The following is a 24,558-nucleotide window of genomic DNA, read 5'->3' as shown; positions in this document are numbered from 1 at the left end:
AAATATGAAGTATACAGTATACGTAACACGGCAATGTGACGTGCGTCGCAGGCCGGCCGGCGGCACGACTGCCGGTAGGTCTGAGACGGAAACTGAATCCACATGAACAGCGACGAAGGAAGTGTGAAGAGATGAGTGCAAATTTTCTGACCGAAGAGCAGGAAGCCTGGCTCGAGAACGTCAACAGGTTCATGGACAGGGAAGTCACCGTCGAATACGTCCGTGACTGCGACCAGAATCGCAAGTACCCATACGAGGCGTACAAGAAGATTGCGGATATGGGCTGGCTCGGAATCCTCATTCCCGAGGAGGAAGGCGGTTCGGGCGGCGACATCTTCGACTATTCCCTCATGGCAGAGGCGTTGGGCAAGTTCGGATTCGACTTCGCCTGTTCGGTCCTGGTTCCGACCTTCACCGCGATGAACATCATCAAGTATGGTTCTCCGGAACAGAAAGAAAAGTACGTCAAGCCGTTCATCAATGGCGATGTCCGCTTTTCCGTGTCGATCTCTGAGCCCGATGCCGGCTCCGACGCGGCGAACACCAAGACTCGTGCCCGTCGCAATGTCGACGGTGACTGGGTGATCGACGGGGCGAAGCTGTGGTGCTCGGGCGCTGCGGCCGACGACACCGTGATCGCCATGCTCGTACGTACTGACGAGAGCGACAAGCACAATGGACTCTCCGTCCTCCTCATCCCGAATGACACCCCGGGACTCGTGATCAACAAACTTCCGACGCTGTCGCGCCACGCGACCGGCACCACGGAGATCTTCCTCGACAACGTCACGGTGCCGGCCGAGAACCTCCTCGGCGAAGAGGGACAGGGATGGAAGATCATCACCGAGCACCTCGAACTCGAGCGCTGCGCGGTGGCCGCCGCCTACACCGGCAATGCCCAAGAAGCGGTCAATAACGCCAATCGCTATGCGCAGCAGCGTGAGCAGTTCGGCCGACCCATCTATGACTTCCAAGTGATCAAGCACACCCTGGCCGAGAATCAGACGCGAGTGGATGCGGCTCGCCTGCTGTGCTATCGCGCCGCCCAGATCAAGGCCACGGGAGCCCCTGCGCCAGCCGAGACGTCGATGGCGAAGCTCTACGGCTCGGAGACGCTCAAACAGTCCGCGCTGGACGGGATGCAGATTCTCGGAGGATTCGCCAATCTGCCCGAGGCGGACATGGAGAGGTACCTGCGTGAGAGCATTCAGTGCACCATCGGCGGCGGGACCTCGCAGATCCAGCGGACGATCATCGCGCGTTCGATGCGCCTCGGCAGCTGAGCGGAAAACAGGGACAGAGGAGAACAGAAGTGGTCACCATCGACAATCAGATCAACAAGCCACTCGATGACATCGAGGTCGGACACGTCTTCCGTTCCGGAGGCCGGACGATCACCGAGGCGGACGTGGTCAACTACTGCGCACTGACCGGCAACTGGATCGAGATCCACTCCAATCTGCACTATGCCTCACAGACGCGTTTCGGCGAACGACTGGTGCAGGGATCGCTGACGTATTCGATCATGACCGGCCTCATCACCTTCGGGCCGTCGATCCAGGCGAACTACGGCATCGATCGGCTGCGCTATGTGCACCCCGTGCTCATCAACGACACGATCTACGTCACAGCCGAGGTCATCGGCAAACAGGAGAAGGACGACAAGTACGGGATCATCACCCTGCTGATGAAGGCCCTCAACCAAGACGGGGATGTGTGCCAGAAGAGCGAGTGGAGTCTGCTCATGCTCCGCAGGCAGGAAGACCTCGACGAACTCATGGCTGGGTCGATACCGACCGAAAAGCCTCGCAAGAAGAAGTGAGGTAATCGGATGTCTGAACCCCTCGCGGCGATCGTGGGAATGGGCGACGCATATGCTTCGAAGGAGGACCGCAAGGATCCGATGCAGCTGGCCGTCGAGGCCAGCTATGCAGCCTTTGCGGATGCGGGAATCGCCAAGTCGAACATCGACGCCGTCTTCACCGGGCGCTCCCCGTGGGCGGACAAGCGATCGCAGTGGAGCAATGTCTTCATCTCCCACATGCAGATGCCGGTGACGATCACCAGCGAGATCACCATGCACGGTGCGGGACTGACATCAACTCTCGCGGCCGCCTCCCGGATGATCGCCGCCGGCGATGCCGAGTATGTCCTCTGCCTCCAGTCGGATGCCACGGAGCTGTTTGTCGATGCTGTGGCCATGGGCGCCGAAGCGGATTCGGACCCTCAGTTCGAGAGTCCCTACGGCCCCACCATCCCCGCCCTCTACGCGCAGGTCGCAAGACGGTACATGCACGAGTTCGACGTCACCGAGGCGGACCTCGCCGAAGTGGCCGTCGCCAACCAGCGATGGGGAGTCGGCCACCCTCGAGCGGCCAAGTCCCGTTTCGGGGAGATCGACGTGGACACGGTTCTCAAATCGAAGTATGTGGCCTCGCCCCTGCGGCTGTGGATGTGTTCGACGTGGGGCGGGGGGACCGGCGGTGCCCTCGTCGTCACCTCTCCCGATAACGTCCGCGCGGAGCAGGATCCTGTCTATCTGGCGGGCTATGGCTCGATGAGCACCCACGAATACCTCACCGATCGAGCGAATCTCCGGGAGAGTAGCCTGGAGAGTCTGGGGCCGTTGCCGAACCTGACGACGACGGCGACGGCAGAGGCCAGCAGACAGGCGTACAGGAAGTCGGGTCTCGGCCCGAGCGACATCGATATGACACAGATCTCCGCGAATTTCGCCCATATGGGACCGATGATCCTCGAGGACCTGGGATTCGCGGAGAAGGGCGCGGGAATAGATCTCTATCGTTCGGGACGAACCGCGATCGACGGAGATCTGCCCACGGATACGAACGGCGGATGGCTGTCGTTCGGCCAGCCGGGCATCTCCTGCAATATGGATTCTCTGGTGGAGGCAGTACGGCAGCTGAGGGGAGAGGCTCTGGGGCTGTCTCCCGAGAAGAGACCGGAGACCGTGCTCGTACAGGGCGCGGGGGGAATGGTGGCGGCAGGCGCCGTCGCGATCCTCACCCGCTGACGCCATCGGAATGTTCGGACGAAGGAGTTTGGAATGGAAGCAGCGATCGACGAGTGGCCACGGCCCTACGATCAGTTGGACGCCCGGCCCTATTGGGCCGCGCTCAACGAGGACCGGCTGACCTATCAGCGATGCGGCTGGTGCGGGCAGTCGGTGTGGCCGGCGAAGTCGCGGTGTCCGTACTGCGCGTCGGGAGAACTCGATTGGACCGAGTCGTCCGGACGAGGAACGGTGTATTCGTACAGCACGGTGATGCGAGGAGCGACTCCCCGGTGGGCGAGCATCGCCCCGTACGTGGTCGGATTCGTCGAGATGGATGAGGGCTACCTCCTCTTCACCCAATTCTCCGTCGCGGAGGAGGAGCTGAGCATCGGTGACGCCGTGGAAGTGGACTACATCCAACGGGGAGCTCAGCGACTGCCTGTGTTCGCCCCGGCGACAGTGAAGCGAGAGGTCTGACATGAGTGGACCGCTCTCAGGTGTCAGGATCATCGATATGACATCGAACTTCATGGGCCCGTACGCCACACTGCTGCTCGCGGACATGGGGGCCGATGTCATCAAGGTCGAATCGCCGGTCGGCGACACCACCCGTGGTGTCGGTCCGCGGCGCCACGTCGGCATGAGCGCGATCTTCCTCCATCTCAATCGCAACAAACGCTCGATCGTCATCGACCTCAAGGACCCCGAAGGACTCGCGACGCTCAGACGTCTGATCCCCGGTGCTGACGCTGTCGTGTATTCGCTGAGGCCGCAGGCGATGAGGAAGCTCGGGCTGTCGTACGAGCAGATGAGCGAGGTCAATCCTTCGATCGTCTACACGGGGGCATTCGGATTCGGTCAGAAGGGACCTTACGCCGATCGCCCGGCATATGACGACCTCATCCAGGCCGGTGTGGGCATGCCGGTGCTGCAGAGCCGTCGGCAGGGGGAGCCGCAGTATATGGCATCGGCTGTTGCCGACAGGGTCGTGGGCATGGCCCTGAGCAATGCGACCCTGGCTGCGCTGCTGGAACGTGAGCACAGCGGACTGGGACAGGAGGTCCAGGTGCCTATGCTCGAGACTTTCGCGCACTTTATCCAGGGCGACCATCTTTACGGCCATACCTTCGTCCCGTCGCAGGGACGTGCCGGATATGAGCGGATGATGAATCCTGCGCGGCGACCGTATCCGACGAAGGACGGGTACATCACGATCATGGCCTACAGCGACAAGCACTGGCACAGCTTCTTCGAGCTGGCGGGCCGTCCGGATATGGCGGAGGACCCTCGGTTCAAAGACATCGCCGGCCGGACCGAGAACATCGGGCTGCTCTACGAATTCATGGGGAGCTTCTTCGCGGACATGACGACGTCTGAAGCCGTCGGCATGCTCAACCGTGCCGACATTCCCGGCATCGAGGTGAGCGATCCAGACCGCATCTGGGAGAACGAGCACTTCGCCGCCGTCGATTTCTTCCCGGAGATCGATCATCCGACGGAAGGGCGACTGCGGTCCATAGGGATCCCGCATGCGTGGTCGAGGACGGAACCGGACATTCGCCTGCACGCTCCGCTGCTGGGCGAAAACACCGCCGAGGTGCTCAAAGAGAATGGGTTCACCGAATCGGAGATAGATCGGCTGCTCGATATGGGCGCGGTACGCTGCCCAGCGCAGGCAGAACCGTGACAGCTCCGCCCGGTCGCTGACGCAGTGGAGCGGCTGTCAGGGGCACGTGATACGAGGAGGTATGTGCACATGGAAGCAACAGCGGAGAACAGCGGATCGACACAGAATCTGCCGTTGAGCGGTGTCGTGGTCGTCGAACTCGGAGACAGCGCCTCGGCGCCGTTCGCGGGAAAGACGTTGGCGGAACTCGGCGCCGAGGTGTGGAAGATCGAACGCTCCGGAGGTGACTCCGCCCGAGGGTGGGGGCCGAGCACCTGGAAAGGCAGCGGAGGCGCCTACCACGCGCTCAACCGGCGGAAGAAGAGCGTCAGGGTCGATATCAAGGACGCCGACGAGCTTGCGAGGCTTCAGGATTTCATCTGCGATCATGCCGATGTCTTCCTCAGCAACCTCCGTCCGGGCACGAGCGTCAAGTACGGGCTCGATGCCGAATCGCTGCGGGCTCGGAATCCGCGTCTCGTCCATGCGGAGATCGGCGCGTTCGGCGGGCCCGGCCCCTTGGACTCGCTGCCGGGGTACGATCCGCTCCTGCAGGCGTTCTCCGGAATCATGAATCTCACCGGAGAGGCGAATCAGCCGCCGTCGCGTGCGGGAGTGTCGATCATCGACTTCGGTTCCGGCATGTGGGCAGTCATCGGGATCGTCTCAGCGCTGTTCCGCCGGAACATCACCCAGGAGGGAGCCGCGGTCACAGGTTCGCTGTTCGAGACCGCGATCGCCTGGATGTCCGTCGGCGTGGCCAACTATACGATCGACGGGGAGCCCGGTGGTCGACACGGTTCGGGAGTGAGGTTCATCGTTCCCCACCGAGCGTATTCCGCCAGCGACGGCGACCTGGTGATCAGCGCGGCCAACGACGTTCTCTTCGCCCAGCTCGCGACGGCGCTCGACCATCCCGAGTGGGCCGAGGACGAAAGGTTTGCGACGAATGCGGGCCGGCTGAAGAACAGGGATGGGCTCGATGAGCTCATCGGCTCGATCGTCAGCACGCGCACGCGGGCCGACTGGCGAGTCCATCTCGAATCGGCCGGCGTCGCGGTGGCACCGGTGCAGACGACGGCGGAGATGGTCGAGCACGAGCACACCCGGGCCCTCGGGATGATCGCAGCCCAGAGCCCGGACGAGGTCGCCGTCGCGGGGCTGGCGCTCAGCTTCGACGGAGTGCGTCCGCGGCCCTTGGAGGCCGTCCATGAGATCGGTGAGGACAATGACGAATGGCGACGAATGGCAGAGCCGGATCGGTGACTGGTCGGCATGACGGTCGAGCGGTGAAGGAGAATCGGGACCGCACGACCTCTGTCAGTCGAAGACGACGACGCTGCGAGCGATCGCGCCCTCACGCAGCTGTGCGTATCCTTCGTTGATGTCGTCGAGTGAAATCCTCTCCGAGACCAGATCGTCGAGAATGAGGCGCCCCTGCTGATAGAGATCCACATAGAGTGCGATGTCGACATCCGGCGCCGATCGGCCCATGAAGACTCCACGCAGCGTCTTGTGCGGACGAAGGAGATCGGCAGCGCTGCGAGGGTCACCCCCGTGTCCGGCTTCATCTTGCCGACGGCATAGGTTGCTCCGCCGGTGATCACTGCACATCCGAGGAGCGCAGCGCGATCGAAGGGGATGCCGGGGGAGACCGTGACGAGATTGCGTTCGTGCACGAGGATCTTCTCGGCGAAGCCGCCGATGTCACCGATCTGGCTGACCGGAGAACCGTTGCGAGTGTAGCGCGCCGGCTCATCGGCGCGATGCCGGATAGCATCCGGATTCGTGAATTCGGTGGAGACACCGACGCGGCATCTGGCGCAGTTTCCGCGGCTGGTGATGAGATTGGAGATGACATGGTCTCCGATAGCGACCGACCTCACCTCCGACCCGACGGACTCGACGACTCGGGCGACCTCGTGGCCGAGCACGCCAGGAAGCGGCCTACCATAGTCGTCCGTCATGGCACTGCGATCGCTGTGGCACAGCCCGCTGGCCTTGACCGCCACGACGACCTCATGAGGCTGAGGCTCGACGATGTCGATCTCGTGGATGTCCAAGGGTCGTCCGACTTCGAACAGGACTGCTGCTTTCATAGTTGTGCACTCCGCTGAATTGTCGTGGTGATCTTCGGGGTCAACGTGCGGCGAGCCGGTAGTCCCGTGGCACACCAACGCTCTTGACGGTAAGGAACTCGTCGAAGCCCTCGCGGCCGAGTTCAAAGCCCAGCCCACTCTGATTCTGCCCTCCGGAGGGGGGAGGCGGCCAGCCCGGCCGGGTTGCCGCTGACCTCGACCATTCCCGTGTCGATCCGAGAGGCTACGCTCACGGCGCGGTCGACATCATCTCCGAACACAGTTCCGCTCAACCCGAACCGCGAACCCTTGGCCAAGGCGACAGCCTCGTCGATAGTGTCGTAGGTGAGAACGATGCCGACCGGTCCGACCACCTCCTCCTGATGGATTTCGATTTCCGGGGAGACAACGGTGCAGAGAACCGGGTCGACGAACCAGCCCTTGTCGAGGTGCTGCGGACGACCGCCGCCGATGACGGGAACAGCGCCTGCGTCGATCGCGCGTCGGACCATGCCTTCGCCCCGATCCCTGTGCGCAGAGGTGGCCAATGGGCCGAAGAATGTGTCCTCGGCGAAGGGGCGGAGACTTTCAGCGAGCGGAGGATGGATGTCACGGACTCGACGATCTCGTCCGCACGCGTCGAAAGGAGGATGAACCGGGTCTTCGCAGTGCAGCCCCCGCCGTTGCTGCGATAGGCCATCTGGACGAGTGTGTCCGCTGTGGATGATGTGTCGATGTCATCGAGGACGACCGCGGCCGACTTCCCGCGGAGCTCGAGGATGGCATGCCTGATCAGATCGCCGCAGCGAGCGCCGATGTCCCTGCCCGCGTCCGTCGAACCCGTGAACGAAATGGTGTCGACGCCGGGGGTGGGTGACCAGGTGCTGGCTGGGTTCGTTGCCAGCAGGGGGGACGTTGATCATGCCGTCGGGGATTCCTGCCTCAATCGCGAGCTCAGCGAGCAGATACTGGTCCAAAGGGGTTTCGGCTGCACAATTGACGACGACCGTGCATCCCGTGAGCAGGGCCAGCGCGATCTTGTCGAGCGTGATGAGATGCGGCGCATTCCAAGGAATGAGTGCACCGAGCACCCCGAGGGGCCGCGCTCGATCTTTGCTTGTCCCGTCGGTGCGTCGCGGATTTCGTCGGACAGGATTCCCTCCGCCTGACGTATCATCTCGTCGAGCACCAGTCGTGACCGCGTCGCGTGGATCGAAACCGATTGCGAGATCGGGGTGCCCATCTCGGCCGTGACGAGTTCGGCCATCGTGCGTTCGCTGTCCCCGAGGAGTTCGCTGAGACGGCAGAGTATCTGGATTCTCTCGGCCAACGACATGCGAGGCCATGGCCCGGAGTCGAAAGCCCTGCGCGCGGCGGCGACCGCGCGATCGACGTCGTCGGTCGCCGCAACCGGAACCGTGGCGATCGGCTTCTCGGTATAGGGGCTGATCACCTCGGCAGTGTCCTGCCCCGTCGAAGCAGCTCACTTGCCGTCGATGAAGAGCGAGTCATAGTATCCTTGCAAGATTTCAATGGACATGTCTTCTTCTTATCGGTGGTGCCTCACTGAGATGGTCGAGCCTCGGGCAACGAGAATTCTCAACATGAGAAGGTGCGCCGGGATCGAGTGGTCGTCGGGTGACATCTTGAGAACTGCGCCGTTCAGGCCGCCGGCGCGTCGACGTCCGTCGAGATGAACGCGGCAGATCGCGTGACTCTGCGCTCCTCTGGGTCGAAGCCCTGGGCAACGCAGATGAACAGCGTCCGTCCGTTCCTCCGAGAGCCGTCGCGAAGACTCCGTTGTCCGCGGAGCTCTCATCGAGCACACCTCTTTGTGGATGCACACGAAGAACTCGCCGATGAGTGAAATCGGCGACCCAGATCGCGCCTTCACGGTCGATGCCCGATGTGCTGTCCGGAGCGATGTCGAGCTCATCGAACGCGGCGGTGTTCTCGGTCGGTGTGCCGAAGCTTGCCCGGGTGCGTCGATTGCTCAGGCTGTCGTCCGATTCGATGGTGAATGCAGTCATTGGGTTTGCATACGACTCGCTGACGACGAGCGTTCGATCGTCGATGACAGTTCCCCGTTGGGGAAGTAGAGGCCGTCGGCTCCCTCGCTGACCGTTTCCTGCGCGTCAAAGTGCAGGAGTGCAGTGGGCGAGACGGCGCGCCGGAGAAAAGGTCGAAACCGAACTGTCCCAGATAGGCGCTGCCGCTGGAATCGACGGCGAGGTCGTTCGCCCAGCCTTGGATTCTCCCTGACAGATCGGTGTGAATGGCGATCGAGCCGTCGTCCTCTTTCCGAAGAAGTTTGTGATCGAGCATGCTGAAAATCAGCACGCTGCCGTCGGGCAGCCAGCCGAGGCCGGAAGTCTGATCATCGTGTACCGGACTCGTCCCGAAGGTCACTGCCATCCTCGTGGACGGATCTGACGCAGTGCGTGTAAAGGTCGGAGAAGTACAGTCGACCGTTTCTCCAACGGGCCCTTCGGTGAAGGTCTAGCCTTTGACAGCAGTGCTGAATATTGGCATCGACTGACTGCCTCGTTTGAACCTGATCGTTGATCCGCAGTGGTTCTCACCAATATGATATTTGTATATTGTATGCACGGTGATATCAAGAGTCAGCCCTATTCTATCGAAAATTAAGTATACTGTAGACTTGACTGCGCCGTTCGCAGCCAGGATGCACCTATCGAAGACGACAGGAACTGCAGTGACACGAACTAAGAGAAGCAGACAGAGAGCAGTGGTCCTCGCCGCACTGCTGACGACCGCGACGACGGTACTCGTCGGCTGTGCGGCACATCCGGCGGAGAAAGATGAAGTGAGCCTCGTGATGGCAGAGGCCTTTCCCGACACCCATCCGGTCGGAGCGGGCGGATCCGTCCCCTTCGTCGACTACATTGCCGAACATGGGGGAGATGTCGGGCTCGAGATCGAACACTATCCCGCCGGGCAGTTGGGAGCTCAGGAAGAGATACCCGATCTGCTGAGATCCGGGGCCATCGATATCGGATACATCATTCCCTCGTACAACGTCGACGAGCTCCCTTTGGCCAATGTCGGCGATCTGCCGGGGATCACCAAGGACTCGTGTCGCCGTGCGGACGCTCTGATCCCGATGATGCAACCGGGAGGAACGATCTATGAGAACGAACTGAAGGCTCATGGGTTCCACGCGATGTGGGGCGTTGCCATTCCCGAACTCGAGATCGCGACGTCGAAAAAGCCTGTCGAGACCCCCGACGATGCGCGGGGCCTGATGATCGCGGGCGCCGGCGGAACCACGGACCGTGTGCTCGCCGGCTTGGGTGCCGCTTCGGTCCCGATGACAGGTGCCGACTACTACGAGGCGATCGCCCGCAACACCGTGGACGGTGTCCAGACCGGTAAGTACGTGCTCAAATCCTATGGCGTCATGGACGTCATCAACTATGTGACCCGTGGAGCGAATCTCGGAGCCACCACTGCGTACCTCGGGATCAGTTCGGACGCATGGGACGGGCTCGACGATGCGCAGCGGAAGGTTCTGCGAGAGGCCTCTGCCGTGGCTCAGAAGGGGACCTGTAAGTCCGTGAAGGCCGCCGATGAGGAGGCCATCGGGGACATGGAGGGTGCCGGGGTGCAGTTCGCCGACATCCGCAGCGATGATCGTGCCGAGTGGGACTCCGTGCTCGATCGGGTCCGGGATTCGTGGGCCGAGGCGGGAGAGGAGAGCGGCATTCCCGCTGCACGGACCCTCGACGAACTCGAACGTCGCGTCAAGGAGGTGGAAGAGAAATGACCTCAGTCATCCAACATCCGAATCGGCGAGGGACGGCTGAGCGAACCGCCTTCGGCTATGTCACCGAGGAGACTCCTCGGCTCGATCGGTTCCAGAACTGCCTGTCCGGGGTCAGCGGAGTCATCGCCGGCCTCGCCACGGTCACGATAGTGGCGCTCATACTTGCGGCGGTGGTCGCACGCAGCGTATTCGGAAGCCCGCTCGGGTGGTCCGTGGGCTTCACGGAGAAGTACCTGCTGACGACGATAGCGTTCTTCGGAATCGTCACCGCCTACCGGACCGGGTCTCACGTCGCGGTAGCGACGATCTTCAATCGGTTCCCGGCGCCCGTCCGGAAATTTCTGCTGACGCTGTCCTATGTCCTCATTCTCATCGCTTTGGTGATCCTCGGGTTGGCCGGTGCCTCGGCGGCGGCATTCGCGTGGGAGACCGGCCAGGGGCCGATGAGCGGCTCGGCCGAGCTGCCCATCCCCAGCGTAGCGATGCTCTCGATTGTACCAATCGCGATGCTGCTCGGAGCGGTCATCGTTGCGATCGACCTCGTGAAGGAGGTCTCCGCGCCGATTCGAGAGGTCGTGACAGACTACGACCCGGGTGATGACGCGCCCACCGAGGCAGTGGTCTCTGAGGACGCTTACGACGAATTCGACGATGGAGTCACACCATGATCGCACTCGCCCTCTTCCTGCTGCTCTTCGTCCTCATCCTCCTTCGGGTGCCCGTCGCGTTCTCGATCATCATCTCGGGTTTGGTCGGTCTCCTCTGCTTCCTGTCGATCGAAGGCGTGTTCGGAGTCATGGAGATCATCCCCATCAATTCCGTCCGGAGCCTCTCGCTGTCGGCGATTCCGCTCTTCATCCTCATGGCGCACCTGCTACTGCTCTCGGGCATGATGGACGCCCTGTTCTCCTCGGCGCGGGCAGTGTTCGGGCGTATGCCCGGCGCTTCCGGTGTCGCGTCCACCGTGGCCGGTGTTGGCTTCTCCGCAGTCACGGGTTCGTCGACTGCCGCGGCCGCGACCCTTGCTCAGACGACCGCTCCTCATATGATCAAGGAGGGCTATCGCCCAGCTGCGGCGACTGGAATGGTTGCCGCTGTCGGCACTCTGGCCGGAATGATCCCCCCGAGCGTGATCCTAGTATTCTACGCAGTCACCGCCGAGGCCAACGTCGGGGACATCATTGTCGCCGGCATCGTGCCGGGCCTCATCATCGCAGCCGCGTTAGCTCTGACGATGTTCCTTCCGATCCTCAGGGACCGTACCAGTGTTCCACGTGGCCAGAAGGTCCACTGGTCGGTGAAGCTTCACAGCCTCCTCGGTGCGGCACCAGTGGTGGTCATCTTCGTCGTCGTAGTCGGACTGATCTACTTCGGAATCACCACGCCGACGGAGTCGGCGGCAGCCGGGTGTCTGGTCTCCTTCATCCTCGTCCTGGTCATGAAGAAGGCCACGGCCCACGGGTTATTCACCGCGGTTCTGGAGACGGTGAAGACAAGCGCGATGATCTTCGCCATCGTCATCGCAGCGAAGGTGTTCGGCTATGCATTTGCTCTCACTCGTGGCGCCGAGGTGCTGGTCAAATGGGTGAGCGGACTTCCGGTCGGGCCGCTAGTGGTCATACTCCTGCTCATGGTTCTGTTCGTCATCCTCGGATTCTTCATGGACCAGATCGCGATCATCGCGCTGACGGTGCCGATTGTCCTGCCAGTCGTCGTCGCACTCGGTTACGACGACATATGGTTCGGCGTCTTCATCGTGCTCATGGGAGAGATCGGACTGATCACTCCGCCACTTGGTCTCAACGTCTTCGTCGTCGCTCGAGCCTCCGGCAGGGACACCGTCGAGGTCTTCCGCGGCGCAGTTCCATATGTGATCGCCATGCTCGTGGTCGGGGTGCTCTTCGCAGTCTGGCCGCAGATCGTCACTTGGCTGCCGAGCACAATGTAAACGGAGCCGGTCATTGTGCCGCCTCGGTGGCGCGTGTTACTTGCGTGCGGGCCAAATCTTCCGCATATCTGCAAGCGCGATGACACCGGTGGTGCCGGGGTCTGCCGACCAGAGAAGGCGTTGTTGATGAGTGGTTCCGACGCTCCCTCTGCGTAGAACCTGGTGCAGAGCCGTTGTCCGCGTCCAGCAAGTCTACTTGTTGGAGGCGGACAACGGCTCCGGACTCCGCGGCTATCGCGTAGGCGACCCGTTGCAATGGCCGGCTGAAACGAGTTCATACACTATGTCGATCGTCTCCTTTCCTGGAGAAACTGTGAAGTCCCCCGAGACTTCACTGGCTAGCGAATAGACGGACGTCAAAGTCACCCCTGCAGCTTCTATACGACTCAGAGCTGCATCGCCGGTAAGCTTGCTCAATGCGCCGCAGGCGTCAACAACAAGATGAACGCGGTAGCCTTTGGCCGCGCCAGAAAGAGCAAGCCACATCACGACTATCTCTGTAGCGACTCCGCACACGATGAGAGCAGTTCGACCTGTTCGATCGAGCGCTGTTCGGAAGTCTTCAACCTCAAATGAGTCTGGACGTGTTCGGTGAACGTACGTGATCTCGCTTCGAGCGTCTTCTATCTCGCTGAGAATCGAGGGGTTCTCTCCGCCGGTATTCGGAATACTCAGTGCGAGAGTTGGAATGTTGTGCAATTCGGCGATTCGAGCTAGTGCCCCCGCCGAACGACGGAGGTCCTTCTCCGAACTCGTGGACTGGAGGTCTGTGATGCCCTCCTGCAAATCGCCGAAGATCATGACCGCTTCACTTGCATTGAGTTTGTGTGACATTTTCGTCATCCTCCTTATCTGGAACTGTGTTGATTCTGTCGATTGACGCCATCACTGCACGGTCACGTCGCCTCTCCGAATACTCATCGGACAAAGCCTAGTCCCAGGGAGGGACCACTTCGACCGGTATCACCCATGCTCGTCGTCTGTTGGGCGGAACGTCTGGGCAGCACGCCTCGGCTCGTCAAGCCGGCGTTGCATGGCGAGTTCACCGGTGTGAAGCTTCCCGGACAACCGCGGTCGATGCCGATAAGGGGAGCCGCCGTCTCCAAGAGTGGTGATGGGGCCGTCTTCGGGTTCTTCTCCCGTTCCAGGAAACGCAAACGCCGGGGCCTCCCAGAAATGTTGGATGGGCCGTGCAGGGGGCTTCGTGTCCGGTAGCCGACGATTCTTCGTGTGGTGGGCCCGGTCCGCGCTCCCCGGACCAGATCGGCTGGGGCGCTTCATACCGGCAAGTTTCAGCTTGTGCGTCCGGGTTCCGCTATAGACAGGAGGAAGTCGGGCACACTCGTCGCGCGGCGCGACTGCATGTCGACTGCCAAAGCAACCTGTTCTATGACGGCCGATGCTGCTTGTTCCTCAAAATGGACAGTATGGACGACCCCGAAGGATTTTTCGCGAACGGGTCCCAGTCTGCTCACCACCGATGCCCTGTCTCCGGCATGTCCGTGGACGTGCCAGGTCAGCCTGATTTCGGCCAAAACCCGTCCAATGTCGGTCTGGCTGGTGAATTCCGGCGTGAAACCGAGAAACTCGAAGAACTCATGACTTCCTTGCGCCCAGAGCCTCACCAGATGCTCCAGCAATAGCGAGTTGTTGTGATCAGTGTCTGCAGGTCGAATCGTGCCGACAGGGGCCGGTTCGGAGTCGTGCGTCGAATCGGTTTCCCAGGGAGGTGGGCCGACGATGCTACGGGGGAAGGCGAGTCCTAGTTCGGTGAAGTCGACGACCGGCAGATCGAGCTGGGAGCCGTGTGTGCCGAGTTCAAGGCATGTGGCGGACAGAACTCCTGAGCTGGTGAGCAGATGTACGACTGCCCCATCGTGCTCTCCGCCGCCTACTAGCAGTGAGCGCACTGAGACCGATGAGGTAGAACGGAGTTCGCGATGGAAGCGCACATGCCACTGCCGCGGTGCCGGCTCAGCATCTGAGTGCGATGGCATGCTCGGTCGAACCGCCTCCGATGCATGCTGAAACGAACGGAAATAGTAGCGGGTGCTCCAGTGCCTGTTGTAGTCGAGCTCCCATGCCTCGACCCGAGTAAGATGACTGCGGATTCCAGCGTTGTTCCATTCCAAGGCGCCTCCTGAGCATCGAAAGTGTGCCGCGAGTCAGTGCTGTCGCGGCACCAACTTCTGAAAGACGCAACTCGCGAACGGCACGCAACTTGCTGTATAGAATATTTTATGTCCGTGCTAAAATGTAACTCAAATCTCGTTCGGTGTCACAGGTCATTGCTGGCCATCGCGTGCACGATGCCCGTCGCGAGCGAGCGTCGGGTGGCGCTATAGAGTACGGGAAGGAGGCAACGATGCCTGGAGCACTTGAAGGCGTTCGGATCTTCGACATGTCATCCAGCTTCATGGGGCCGTTCGCGACCCTTCTGTTGGCGGAGATGGGCGCCGAAGTCATCGAGGTCGAATCACCCGCGAGATACACGACCCGCGGAGTAGGGCTTTCACGACACGACGGGATGGCCGCAATCTTCTTGCACCTCAATCGGAACAAGAGGTCGCTGTGTCTCGACTTCAAAACTACCGAGGGCATCGAAGTACTCAAGGGGATGGCAAGGGTCGTGGACGTTGTTGTCTCGAGTCTGCGACCGGCAGCAGTCGAAAGGCTTGGCCTGTCCTATGAGTTGCTTTCCGAAGAGAACCCCGGGCTCGTCTACTGCTCGGTATACGGATTCGGCGAGGGCGGCCAGTATGCCGGCAAGCCCGCATACGACGACCTGATCCAAGCAGCTGTCGGTATGCCGTACCTGCAGAGTAAGAATGTCGGTGATCCGAAGTATGTTTCTTCGGCTATTGCCGACCGCATCGTCGGAATGTACGCCGCGATCGCTATCGCAGCAGCCGTTGCCGGAAAGGAGCGAGCCGGCGTCGGTCAGAAGGTTGACGTGCTGATGTTCGAGCCCTTCGCGCACTTCGTTAAAGGCGATCATCTCTATGGGCACTCATTCGTCCCCTCGATCGGAACTTCGGGTACGCGCGCATGATGAGTCAGGACCGACCTCCATACAAGACACTCGATGGATACATTGCCGACTCTGTCTATATTGACGAGCACTGGCAGCGGTTGTTCGAACTCACAAGGCACCCGGAGATGAACGAGGACGAGCGGTTCTGCACCATCGCCGGTCGCACCGAGAACATCGATTACCTCTGCAAATTCGTCAGCGACAGTTTGGAAACCAAGACGACTGACGAATGGGTGCGGCTGCTCGAAGACGCGGATATCCCCGTGATGCGTCTCAATACCCCCGAAAGTCTGATCGAGGATCCGCAGATGGACGATGTCGGGTTCTGGATCGAAGAAGAGCACCCGACCGAAGGTCTGATTCGACAGAAGGCGGTTCCGCACAAGTGGAGCGGCGGAGATCCTGGACTGCGGCATCCCGCTCCTCGACTGGGTGAGAACTCCACCGAGTTCTTGGAAGAGTTCAGCATTTCCAAGGACAGGATCGACGCGCTCCGGCAGAAGCGCATCCTGCTCGAACCGGATCAGGAGGGCTGAGCCTTGGCTGCAAAACAAAGCAGGAAGGGTCCGCTTGTTGGAATACGGGTCCTGGAACTGGGCGGAGTAGGACCGGGGCCGTTCGCATGCATGCTGCTTGCTGATCTCGGAGCGGAAGTCGTGCGAATCGACCGTCCGCCTGCCGGCTACGATGGTGGCGCGCCTGTCGAGTCCCGCTTCAATCTGCTGCAACGCAGCCGTCGAAGTCTCGGCCTCGACCTCAAGGCCGACGGTGCGAAGGACATCGTATTGCGCCTGGCGCGCGAGAGCGACGTGGTCATCGAAGGTTTCCGCCCAGGAGTCGCCGAACGCTTGGGTTTGGGCCCAAAAGCGTGCATGGCTGAGAATCCTCGATTGGTCTATGGACGAATGACCGGGTGGGGTCAGGACGGCCCACTGGCTCGGCAACCTGGACACGATATCAACTATGTCTCGCTCAGCGGCGTTCTCGGTGCCATCGGCGAGGCAGGGGGGCCACCGGTCATTCCTCTGAACCTCGGAGGTGACTTCGGAGGTGGATCCCTGTATCTGGTGATGGGAGTTCTCTCCGCTCTCATCGAGTGCCGAACCTCGGGATACGGTCAGGTCGTTGACGCGGCGATGATTGACGGCTCTTCCTCTTTGATGACGCTCTTCCACGGACTGACGGCGTCTGGATATTGGCAGGACCAGCGTGGTGTCAATCGCCTTGATTCGGGCGCACCGTGGTACTCAGTTTACGAAACATCCGACGGTCAGTGGATGAGCATCGGCGCGAGCGAAACACGGTTTTGGCGCAAAGCCTGCACCGTGCTCGGTCTCGTACCGGAAGACATGCCGGACCAGCACGACCAGAGTCGATGGCCCGAACTCAAGGCCAAGCTGGCAGCGCGATTCGGCGAGAAGACCAGGGAAGAGTGGACTCAACTAGCGGAGAAGGCCGACGCGTGCATCTCACCGGTAATGTCCCTTGGCGAGGTATCCCGCCACCCGCACCTGCAGGCACGCAACACATTCGTCGAGGTCGGAGACATCGAGCAGCCAGCACCTGCACCAAAGTTCAGTAGGACTCCGGGCGCAATCCAGAATTCTCCGCCGACGATCGGTGCCGACACGCTCGCAGTGCTCACTGAATGGGGATTCGAGCTGGAGGAAGTCCAGGCCTATCGAAAACGAGGCGCAATATTCGAATCATCTGGTTGAGACGGCCTCGGACATCAGGACGCAGGATCACCGGTGTAAACGGCCCTTGACGAACTGAGACGATGGCTGGGTGCAAATCACTGCGTTGGTCGCAGAGGACATGGCAATGAACGGAGAAGAAAAGATGACTGAAGCAATGTGGCAAGGAAACTATGGCAGCCTGTTCGTCGGCGGCGAATGGCTCCCGGGAACCAGCGGGGAGAAGCTCGAGGTGGTTTCTCCGTATACCGAGCAGACTATCGCCGAGGTGCCTCTCGGATCGAACGAGGACATCGACCGCGCAGTGGCCGCCGCCCGCCGTGCGTTTGACGAGGGACCGTGGCCGAAGATTAGCCTCGATGAGCGGATTGCGGTCGTCGAGCGACTCGCGGCAGAGATGAAAACGCACGAACTGGACATGGCCACCTTGGTCACGGCTGAGATGGGAACTCCGATCGCCCATTCAGTTCCGATTCAGGCCGAGCGGCCCCGCCGAGTAGTCGAAGAGATGATCGAGGTCGCCCGCACCTATCCTTTCGACGAAATCCGAGAGGCCGCGACCGGGCGGGCGAAAGTCACGCGCACGCCAAAGGGTGTGCTCGCCGCCATGGTCCCGTGGAATGCGCCGCACCTCATCACCATGTACAAGCTGACTCCAGCCCTCTTGACTGGCTGCACCGTCGTCGTCAAGTGCTCTCCCGAAGCGCCGCTGGACCAATATCTCCTGGCAGAGATGGCGACCCGCGCCGGCGTACCTGCCGGAGTCATCAACTTCGTCCCGGCACGACGTGGACCTAGCCAGCACCTGGTCCAGCACCCCGGCGTCGATATGGTCTCCTTCACGGGGTCCTCCCCGGTCGGCAAAGACATCGCATCCAAGTGCGCCCCCATGCTTCGTCCCTGCACTCTTGAGCTCGGTGGCAAGTCCGCGGCCCTAGTGCTCGACGACGTCGATGTGGACACGATCGCCAACGGCCTCATCCAGATGGCTTACCGCAGCAACGGCGAAGTCTGCACGGCGAAGACACGGTTCATTCTGCCGCGCAGCCGATCCCAAGAAGTGATCGAGGCAATGAAAGCCATTCTTGACGAACTCAAGATCGGTGATCCTTTTGATGACGAGACGTACTTCGGACCGCTTGTCAGCTCCGGACATAGAGACCGCGTTGCAGGCATGATTGAGCGAGCTATTGCCGACGGCGCCACTCCTGTTGTGGGCGGTGCCGGCCGGCCCGAAGGGCTCGATACAGGATGGTTCGTCCGTCCGACCCTCTTCACCAATGTCGAACGCGATTTTGAGGTGCATCAGGACGAAGTATTCGGCCCCGTCGGGATCGTCCTCGAGTACGACACCCTGGAGGAGGGAATCGAGATCGCCAACGATTCTCAGTACGGCCTCAGCGGTTCTGTTTTCAGCCAAGACGTGGACCGCGCAGTGGATGCGGCTTCTCGCATCGACACCGGCATGGTCGAGGTCAATGGAAATCCGGCTGGAATCGCCGCGCCATTCGGCGGTTGGAAAGACAGCGGCATCGGGTACGAACTCGGGTCGGAAGGGTTTGACGATCTTGTCATGCTCAAGAGCATCGGATTGCCTCGATAAGGCAACCAACACGAAAGACAAACGTACGCAAAGGAGCGCAAGGACTATGAAAGCAGCCGTGATGACCGAGGTGGGTAAACCCCTCGAGATCTTAGATGTCGACATCGACGACCCGCAGTCGCGCGAGGTGGTGGTGTCCGTCAAAGCCAGCGGACTCTGCCACAGCGATCTTCACACATTGAAGACCGACTTCGGATGGCCGGTCCCGTTGGTGCTCGGGCATGAGGCCGCCGGAGTAGTCGAAGAAGTCGGCTCGCTTGTGACTTCGGTCAAGGTCGGAGACCGGGTCGTGGGCAATCTGATTTCGAGTTGCGGAGAGTGCTCGCGCTGCCGCCAGGGCTATCCGACGATGTGCAGCAATCCGGACGCCATCCGACGCCCGGCCGGTGATCGTCCGCGGTACTCGATGAATGGCGAAACAGTCACGCAGATCGGTGACATCGGAGGCTTTGCCGAGAAGATCCTCGTGCACGAACGCAACGTGGTGAAGGTCGATGACGCCGTGCCGTTTGACCGAGCAGCATTGCTGGGTTGCGGGGTGATCACAGGAATCGGTGCCGTGAAGAATGTCGCCAAGGTGCAGCTCGGTGACACAGTCGCCGTGATCGGCTGCGGGGGAGTGGGACTCAACACGGTGCAGGGTGCTGCGCTTGCCGGGGCCCGCCGCATCATTGCAATTGACCTTCAGCCGACCAAGCTCGACCTGGCCCGTCGATTCGGAGCTACCGACGTCATCAACTCAGGTACGGAGGACGATGTCGTCGGCCGCGTACGAGAGATCGCAAGCGAGGGCGGAGTCGATCACGCTTTCGAGGTCATCGGCCTCGAAGCGACGGCACAGCTGGCCGTGGAGCTCACCCGCGTGGGCGGCGGGACCTACGTGATCGGCAAGGTCAAACCCGGTTCCGGCGTGCAGCTGAGCGCAGACGACCTTCTGAGGGGGCACAAGAAGCTTAAAGGCCTATTCATGGGCTATACGATCGCCGATCTCGATATCCCCCTCTACGCTGATCTCTACCAACAGGGACGCCTGAACCTCGACGATCTCGTCTCCGAGACAATCTCACTCGACCAGATCAACGAAGGGTACGAGAAGCTGGAATCCGGCGAGATTGCGCGCAGCGTCGTAGTCTTCGACTGACGACGAGCTCGGTTGCTGAGCCGAGTCGCCACGTGGCCAGGTCGCTACAGTCGACCGCCGACCACGGAGTCGGCCAAATCATGCAGTGCTGGGGCACACATCGCCACTTTCGGACGAAATGGCAAGCACAGCTTGGGAAAGGAAGGGAAGTCACAGCACTTGGACTCAACGGGCCACAATGCTCAAAGAACACCACGTGCCCAAGTACGACATCAGAGAGCTCAATATGAGATTGTCCCAGAACTCTCTGTCGCTCTGGCGTCCGGCGACCCGATCTCGCTCGGAGGGCGGAACGTCGAGGAGGAACACGTGTCGGCCGATGGTCTATTGGCTCTCCAGCAGCTGGACAGAGACTGTGCAACGGTCAGGGAAGTCGCTGCGGCTCAGGCCTCGACCACCGCTGCAGGCTGATCCCGATGCATGCGGGCAGAGGCCATCGTTGCACGTAGAATCTGCGTTTCTGCCGGACTGGGAATCGAGGCCGGAGAAGAGGCACCCGCGGCGGCGCGGGTCTCCACTCAGATCATTCGAGCCGCTGTTTCACTCGATGAGGAGGGTGACCACCTCGGCGATGCAGGCCGGGCGCTGCTCGCCTTCGATCTCGATCGTATGGGCAAGGATGACCTGGGTGCCCTTGTCGCCGCGGATGACGTCCTTGACCTCGACCTTGCCGCGCAGCCGCGACCCGACGACGACCGGCTGGAGGAAGCGGACCTTGTTGAGTCCGTAATTGATCTTCATCGACATTCCCTCGATCGAGAAGATCTCGGCCGAGAACTTCGGGATGAGGGAGAGAGTGAAGAAGCCGTGGACGATCGTCGCACCGTACGGGCCATCGGCTGCGCGCGCCTCGTCGACGTGGATCCACTGGTGATCATCGGTGACATCGGCGAAGGCGTTGATGTCGTCCTGGTCCTTCGTCGTCCACTCGGAGGTGCCGAGCTCCTGCCCGATGAGCGACTCGATGTCGTCGATGCCGTTGAGTGTGCGCATTGCGGTTCTCCTGTGATCCTGGGGCGTGGCGCCCCGCTGAGCGGTCGTGCATCATCGTCCGCAGCCACGCAACCATGGCGTGCGTCAGAGCGATGTGGCCGGTGAGCGGACACTCGATCAATGATGCGTCGTCATTGAGAACCGTACTTGGTCAGAGCGAAACTCGCGACGGCTTGTCCGGCATTCGGTAGGTTGGATGCACGGCCCGATCCCACCGCGAGCAGACGTCAGCCCCGGTCGAGTCGCGCGGCGGCCGCCCGCGAACGCTCACTGATCCGCACTCGCCGAGGCGGCTCGAGCGTCCCCACGGCTATCGGAACTTCGAAGCCGCGTACTTCGTCGGGCGTGGGAAGGAGACTTTCGATCGCTGCGCCGAGGAGGTCCTCAACTGGGAGGTGAAGACTCGCAGCGGATTCGACATAGAGATCGCCAAGGGGATGCCGGGGTAGGCTGGGGAGGACGCGAACACCGCACGAACTGACGCAGGCAGGGGGCAGCGGCCGGCCGCCGCGCGTCGAGGCAGGACAGGAGCCGACGATCAAGGTCCGGCTCGGGCCGTTCCGGCTGCCCGAGCCCTCCCGCGTCATCGAGACCGAGGACCGGTGCGGGTTTACCTTCGGCGCGAAGCCCGGGCATCGATCGCCGTCGAGGAGTCGTTCATCCTCATTCGCACCGCCGACGACCGTGTCTTCTTGGTGCTGCGGTCGGCCTCACGAGCAGGGTTCGGGATCTGGCGCCTCGGCGAAACTGTCGTCCGGCTCGCGCAGGTGATCTACCAGTGGCGCTACGGAAGGACTCTGCGTCGAAGTGCTATGTCCTGCTACGCGATGCGACGCACATGCGCCCTGCGGTCAGACTTGCACGGTCCGACCGCAGGGCGCATGTGAGGGTCGCGATTAAGCGCGGGTCAGGTGCTGATCGAAGAAGGGTCCGATCTTCTCCACTGCCGGATCGATGAACTCGGCTTTGTCATAGAGATCGACGTGTGAAGCACCCTCGATCAGGAACAGTTCCGCGGAGTCACCCGCTGCCGCCACGGCCTGCTCCGAATGGGGAAGGGTGTCGGCTTCGGTTCCTGCGACCATCAACAGGGGGCGCGGAGCCAGTTGATCGATGAAGCGGTACGACTCGTACTCGGCCATGCGATCGAAGCTGGACGGGTCTACTGTGTTCGGCGCACGGTCATCTTTCGCCCGGTCGGTGCGGTAGTAGTAGTACGCCTCCTGGAAGAGCGAGCGATCCGGCATGGAATCGGCGGCGTCTTTCGTCATGGGAATCATCGGCTGCGGTTCCACAGTCTTGCCGTTGGCCCGATCGGTCCGTGCCTGCGCCGCGGCTTCGAGCTGTTTGCGGAGCTCGTCAGGTTGGGAGCGATAGAGGTCACCGACATCGGCTCCACTGACCGTGGCGACGGCCTTGATACGGAGATCGGAGACCGCAGCGAAGGGAACGTATCCGCCTGAGGCGCAGATGCCAAGGGCGCCGATCCGCTCGGCGTCGACCTCATCCAGAGTGGTCAACCAGCTGACGGCGTCCTTGATGTTCTCGACACGAACGAACGGATCCTCGAGTTGTCGCGGTTCGCCGGTGCTCTCACCTTGGTAGGCGGCGTCAAAGGTCAGGACGACGAAACCGCGCTCGACGAGTCGGGTCGCGTAGTGGATCGGAGACTGTTGACGCACAGATCCGAACGGGTGGCTGACGACGATTGCGGCCGTTGGCCCCTGCACGTCGTCCGGGACGAAGAGTGAGCCGGCCACGGTCTGGCCCTGGCTGGGGAACGTGATGTCCTTTTGCATGGTGTTCCTTTCGTAGTCGAAGCGCGTCCTGCGCCTCGTGATCGGTGTGTCGGCGCGTGGACCGCGCCGACGGGTGGAATGGTGGTGCGGATCAGTACCAGGACGGCTTATCGCCGTCGGTTCCTGGCTTGTCGATACCGAGGTTCGCCCGAGAGTGCTGCTCGGGGTGAGAGACAACAACGGCGACAAACGCACCGACGCTCTTGCGGGAGACCTCTGTGCCTTTGTACTCCTCGTCACGGCCGGTCAACTCATAGTCGACCTCGCTCGTGTCAGTGAGCCATGCCGGGCGGATGATGGTGTAGTTGAGGTCGGAGGATTCTATGAGGTCCGCGGCCCGGCGGTAGACGTTCAGAACCTCTCCGATCATCTGACGGTTCCAGGTGTTGAAGGGCTCGGGGAGCTCATCGTAGATGCCCAGCGCCAGTACGAAGATCAGCCGGCGGACACCGGCACGGCCCATGGCGGCGATCAGGGTCTCGGCCTGCTCGTCGATTTCGCCCGCAAGGTTTGCATAGACAATGTCCTGGCCTTGCAGGGCCTCATCGAGCGCGGTCGTGTCGAGAACATCACCATCGATCACCCGGGCGCCGTCCGGTGCCACCACTTTGTCCGCGTTGCGGGCGAAGAGTGTCAGAGTTTCGCCCTGTTCGGCGAGGTAGGGAATGGCGTGGCGGGCGATCTGCCCGGAGGCGCCGAGGACGAGGACGTTGGACATGGTATCTCCGATCGTTGGGTGTCTTCGTTCGATGGTGAGGCTTGGAACGCGCCGGCATGCTTAAATCTGCAGGGCAGACTCCGTGAGGTTCTGTTGTCTGTCCCATTCTTCGAGTCGGGTCTTCTGATGCCCCCGGACCTCGTCCAGACCGTGGCCGAGGTAGAGGCGGAGCGGGGCGCCGTCCTCGGCAGTGATGCCGACGATCGAGCGTACAGCTCCTGCAAGGTTTCCGGGGGTCCAGTCGTAGAGTCCAGGCAGCTGATCGGTGATGGCGTCATAGTCGGCGACAGGGTGCTGGGGACGAGCCGCTGAGTTGCCGAGTTCAGTCTGGAATACGCCGGGTTCCACCATGGTCGTCTGTATGCCGAGGGACTTCAACTCGCGGTACAGAGATTCCGAGAGGCCCTCGACCGCGAACTTCGAAGCTGAGTATGCCGCGATTCGCGGGAGACCGATGAGTCCTGCACCCGATGAGAAGTTGATGATATGTCCTGTACCCCTCTCACGCATCATGGGGAGGACAGCCTGTGTCACAGAGACCAGTCCGAAGACATTGGTCTCGAACTGTCGCCTCCAGTCATCGACGCTGACTTCTTCGAGAGCTCCCTGGACGACCAGGCCCGCGACGTTGACGAGGACATCGATCGCCCCGTGCCTCGTCTGCGCCGAAGTGATGGCTTCGCCGACAGTGTCTGAGTCGGTGACGTCCAAGCGGAGCACCTGCACATTGTCCAGAGAGGCGAAGCTCTCCGGAGCTCTGTCAGGATCCCGCAAGGTGGCTGTGACGTGCCAACCCTCTGTCGCATAGGCCTCGACGAGAGCGGCGCCGAAGCCTGATGAGGTTCCAGTGAGTAATACATGCCGTGACATTGCGCAATCCTTGTCGTGTCGTGTGACGTTGTCGTGTTGTGCCAATTCCGCGCCGGATTCACCCCATCTGGGTGTCGAACCATGAGATGTGCTTTTGCCGGGTGGTCTCCGAAGTAGTTGTATGCGTAGAAGCGCTGGTTCGACTCTTCGATCCAGAAGAGCTCCTTCGTGTCCGAACCCAACGCGTCGAAGATCTCCTGTCCGTCCT

At 61.4% G+C, this 24,558-nt stretch carries 23 protein-coding genes and 5 pseudogenes; 16 read left to right on the top strand and 12 right to left on the bottom strand.

The genetic code is table 11. From position 1 onward, the window contains the following. Positions 1–131: 131 nt before the first annotated feature. The 6 genes from AD89_RS0101760 to AD89_RS0101735 all read left to right on the top strand — a co-directional run bounded on the left by AD89_RS0101760 (position 132) and on the right by AD89_RS0101735 (position 5,948). Positions 132–1,283, top strand: a complete 1,152-nt coding sequence (locus AD89_RS0101760) for an acyl-CoA dehydrogenase family protein (protein ID WP_025776890.1) — start codon at positions 132–134, stop codon at positions 1,281–1,283. A gap of 29 nt (positions 1,284–1,312) precedes the next feature. After that, positions 1,313–1,822: a MaoC family dehydratase gene (locus AD89_RS0101755; protein WP_025776889.1), complete on the top strand. Its 510-nt coding sequence runs from the start codon at positions 1,313–1,315 to the stop codon at positions 1,820–1,822. Positions 1,823–1,831: 9 nt separating this feature from the next. Further along, a complete protein-coding gene (locus AD89_RS0101750; protein WP_025776888.1) occupies positions 1,832–3,034 on the top strand; it encodes a thiolase family protein in 1,203 nt (400 codons plus the stop codon). Between the two features lie 33 nt (positions 3,035–3,067). Next, positions 3,068–3,493: a Zn-ribbon domain-containing OB-fold protein gene (locus AD89_RS0101745; protein ID WP_025776887.1), complete on the top strand. Its 426-nt coding sequence runs from the start codon at positions 3,068–3,070 to the stop codon at positions 3,491–3,493. A 1-nt stretch (position 3,494) separates the two neighbouring features. After that, a complete protein-coding gene (locus AD89_RS0101740) occupies positions 3,495–4,703 on the top strand; it encodes a CaiB/BaiF CoA transferase family protein (RefSeq protein WP_025776886.1) in 1,209 nt (402 codons plus the stop codon). 69 nt (positions 4,704–4,772) lie between these two features. Continuing rightward, a complete protein-coding gene (locus AD89_RS0101735) occupies positions 4,773–5,948 on the top strand; it encodes a CaiB/BaiF CoA transferase family protein (RefSeq protein WP_025776885.1) in 1,176 nt (391 codons plus the stop codon). A 54-nt stretch (positions 5,949–6,002) separates the two neighbouring features. Here AD89_RS0101735 and AD89_RS19830 read toward each other — a convergent pair whose 3' ends face one another. The 5 genes and pseudogenes from AD89_RS19830 to AD89_RS20605 form a co-directional block, all read right to left on the bottom strand. After that, positions 6,003–6,176 carry a hypothetical protein gene (locus AD89_RS19830; RefSeq protein WP_155807351.1) on the bottom strand — a complete coding sequence of 58 codons (174 nt, stop codon included), beginning with the start codon at positions 6,174–6,176 and terminating at the stop codon, positions 6,003–6,005. A gap of 218 nt (positions 6,177–6,394) precedes the next feature. Beyond that, positions 6,395–6,781 (bottom strand): annotated as a pseudogene (locus AD89_RS20615) (alcohol dehydrogenase catalytic domain-containing protein); the annotation flags it as partial. 122 nt (positions 6,782–6,903) lie between these two features. Then, positions 6,904–7,577, bottom strand: a pseudogene (locus tag AD89_RS20455) (aldehyde dehydrogenase family protein). After that, positions 7,498–8,213, bottom strand: a pseudogene (locus tag AD89_RS20610) (aldehyde dehydrogenase family protein). Before AD89_RS20610 ends, AD89_RS20455 begins: the two co-directional pseudogenes overlap by 80 nt. Positions 8,214–8,289: 76 nt before the next feature. Continuing rightward, complete coding sequence (locus tag AD89_RS20605) at positions 8,290–8,835, bottom strand: SMP-30/gluconolactonase/LRE family protein (RefSeq protein ID WP_442853636.1); 546 nt, start codon at positions 8,833–8,835, stop codon at positions 8,290–8,292. A gap of 641 nt (positions 8,836–9,476) precedes the next feature. On the opposite strand from AD89_RS20605, the gene dctP reads away from it, so the two are divergent. The 3 genes from dctP to AD89_RS0101690 are packed head-to-tail and all read left to right on the top strand — an operon-like array spanning position 9,477 to position 12,495. Next, entirely contained in the window at positions 9,477–10,547 is a 1,071-nt protein-coding gene (dctP, locus tag AD89_RS0101700) for a TRAP transporter substrate-binding protein DctP (RefSeq protein ID WP_197021698.1), read from the top strand. Next, positions 10,544–11,215, top strand: a complete 672-nt coding sequence (locus tag AD89_RS0101695) for a TRAP transporter small permease (RefSeq protein ID WP_025776878.1) — start codon at positions 10,544–10,546, stop codon at positions 11,213–11,215. Before dctP ends, AD89_RS0101695 begins: the two co-directional genes overlap by 4 nt. Further along, positions 11,212–12,495, top strand: coding sequence for a TRAP transporter large permease (locus tag AD89_RS0101690; RefSeq protein WP_025776877.1), 1,284 nt, complete (start codon positions 11,212–11,214; stop codon positions 12,493–12,495). The genes AD89_RS0101695 and AD89_RS0101690 overlap by 4 nt, the downstream gene beginning before the upstream one ends. Positions 12,496–12,726: 231 nt before the next feature. On the opposite strand, the gene AD89_RS19525 is transcribed toward AD89_RS0101690, so the two are convergent. Then, positions 12,727–13,329: an isochorismatase family protein gene (locus AD89_RS19525; RefSeq protein WP_197021697.1), complete on the bottom strand. Its 603-nt coding sequence runs from the start codon at positions 13,327–13,329 to the stop codon at positions 12,727–12,729. Positions 13,330–13,787: 458 nt separating this feature from the next. After that, entirely contained in the window at positions 13,788–14,627 is an 840-nt protein-coding gene (locus AD89_RS19825; protein WP_155807349.1) for an acyl-CoA thioesterase, read from the bottom strand. Positions 14,628–14,860: 233 nt separating this feature from the next. Here AD89_RS19825 and AD89_RS20445 point away from each other — a divergent pair, with 233 nt between their 5' ends. From AD89_RS20445 to AD89_RS0101665, 5 genes are all read left to right on the top strand, one after another. After that, on the top strand, positions 14,861–15,547 hold the full coding sequence (locus tag AD89_RS20445; RefSeq protein ID WP_155807348.1) for a CoA transferase: 687 nt from the start codon (positions 14,861–14,863) through the stop codon (positions 15,545–15,547). Further along, the gene (locus tag AD89_RS20440) at positions 15,544–16,065 is read left to right on the top strand and encodes a CoA transferase (protein WP_155807347.1); all 522 of its coding nucleotides are present in this window, start codon (positions 15,544–15,546) and stop codon (positions 16,063–16,065) included. Before AD89_RS20445 ends, AD89_RS20440 begins: the two co-directional genes overlap by 4 nt. A 3-nt stretch (positions 16,066–16,068) precedes the next feature. After that, positions 16,069–17,247 (top strand): CaiB/BaiF CoA transferase family protein, encoded by a 1,179-nt coding sequence (locus AD89_RS0101675; protein ID WP_025776875.1) that lies wholly within the window; start codon positions 16,069–16,071, stop codon positions 17,245–17,247. A 106-nt stretch (positions 17,248–17,353) separates the two neighbouring features. Next, the gene (locus AD89_RS0101670; protein WP_197021695.1) at positions 17,354–18,829 is read left to right on the top strand and encodes an aldehyde dehydrogenase; all 1,476 of its coding nucleotides are present in this window, start codon (positions 17,354–17,356) and stop codon (positions 18,827–18,829) included. Between the two features lie 46 nt (positions 18,830–18,875). After that, positions 18,876–19,970, top strand: a complete 1,095-nt coding sequence (locus AD89_RS0101665; protein ID WP_025776873.1) for a Zn-dependent alcohol dehydrogenase — start codon at positions 18,876–18,878, stop codon at positions 19,968–19,970. Between the two features lie 540 nt (positions 19,971–20,510). Here the strand turns inward: AD89_RS0101665 and AD89_RS0101660 are convergent. Continuing rightward, positions 20,511–20,963 carry a MaoC family dehydratase gene (locus AD89_RS0101660; protein ID WP_025776872.1) on the bottom strand — a complete coding sequence of 151 codons (453 nt, stop codon included), beginning with the start codon at positions 20,961–20,963 and terminating at the stop codon, positions 20,511–20,513. Between the two features lie 305 nt (positions 20,964–21,268). Between AD89_RS0101660 and AD89_RS20275 the strand changes: the two are divergent. Continuing rightward, positions 21,269–21,412: pseudogene (locus AD89_RS20275) on the top strand (DUF1990 family protein); the annotation flags it as partial. A gap of 153 nt (positions 21,413–21,565) precedes the next feature. After that, positions 21,566–21,850 (top strand): DUF1990 family protein, encoded by a 285-nt coding sequence (locus tag AD89_RS20270; RefSeq protein ID WP_025776871.1) that lies wholly within the window; start codon positions 21,566–21,568, stop codon positions 21,848–21,850. 9 nt (positions 21,851–21,859) lie between these two features. Here AD89_RS20270 and AD89_RS0101650 read toward each other — a convergent pair whose 3' ends face one another. The 4 genes and pseudogenes from AD89_RS0101650 to AD89_RS20600 all read right to left on the bottom strand — a co-directional run. Beyond that, complete coding sequence (locus AD89_RS0101650; protein WP_025776870.1) at positions 21,860–22,762, bottom strand: alpha/beta hydrolase; 903 nt, start codon at positions 22,760–22,762, stop codon at positions 21,860–21,862. A 91-nt stretch (positions 22,763–22,853) separates the two neighbouring features. Then, positions 22,854–23,480, bottom strand: coding sequence for an SDR family oxidoreductase (locus AD89_RS0101645; protein ID WP_025776869.1), 627 nt, complete (start codon positions 23,478–23,480; stop codon positions 22,854–22,856). Positions 23,481–23,540: 60 nt separating this feature from the next. After that, positions 23,541–23,831, bottom strand: coding sequence for a hypothetical protein (locus AD89_RS20265; RefSeq protein ID WP_231488351.1), 291 nt, complete (start codon positions 23,829–23,831; stop codon positions 23,541–23,543). A gap of 9 nt (positions 23,832–23,840) precedes the next feature. Beyond that, positions 23,841–24,350, bottom strand: a pseudogene (locus AD89_RS20600) (SDR family NAD(P)-dependent oxidoreductase); the annotation flags it as partial. Positions 24,351–24,558: the final 208 nt, after the last annotated feature.

The organism is Brevibacterium sp. VCM10 (assembly GCF_000583215.1).
GTDB classification, from domain to species: domain Bacteria; phylum Actinomycetota; class Actinomycetes; order Actinomycetales; family Brevibacteriaceae; genus Brevibacterium; species Brevibacterium linens.
This window is presented reverse-complemented; position numbering and strand designations above follow the sequence as displayed.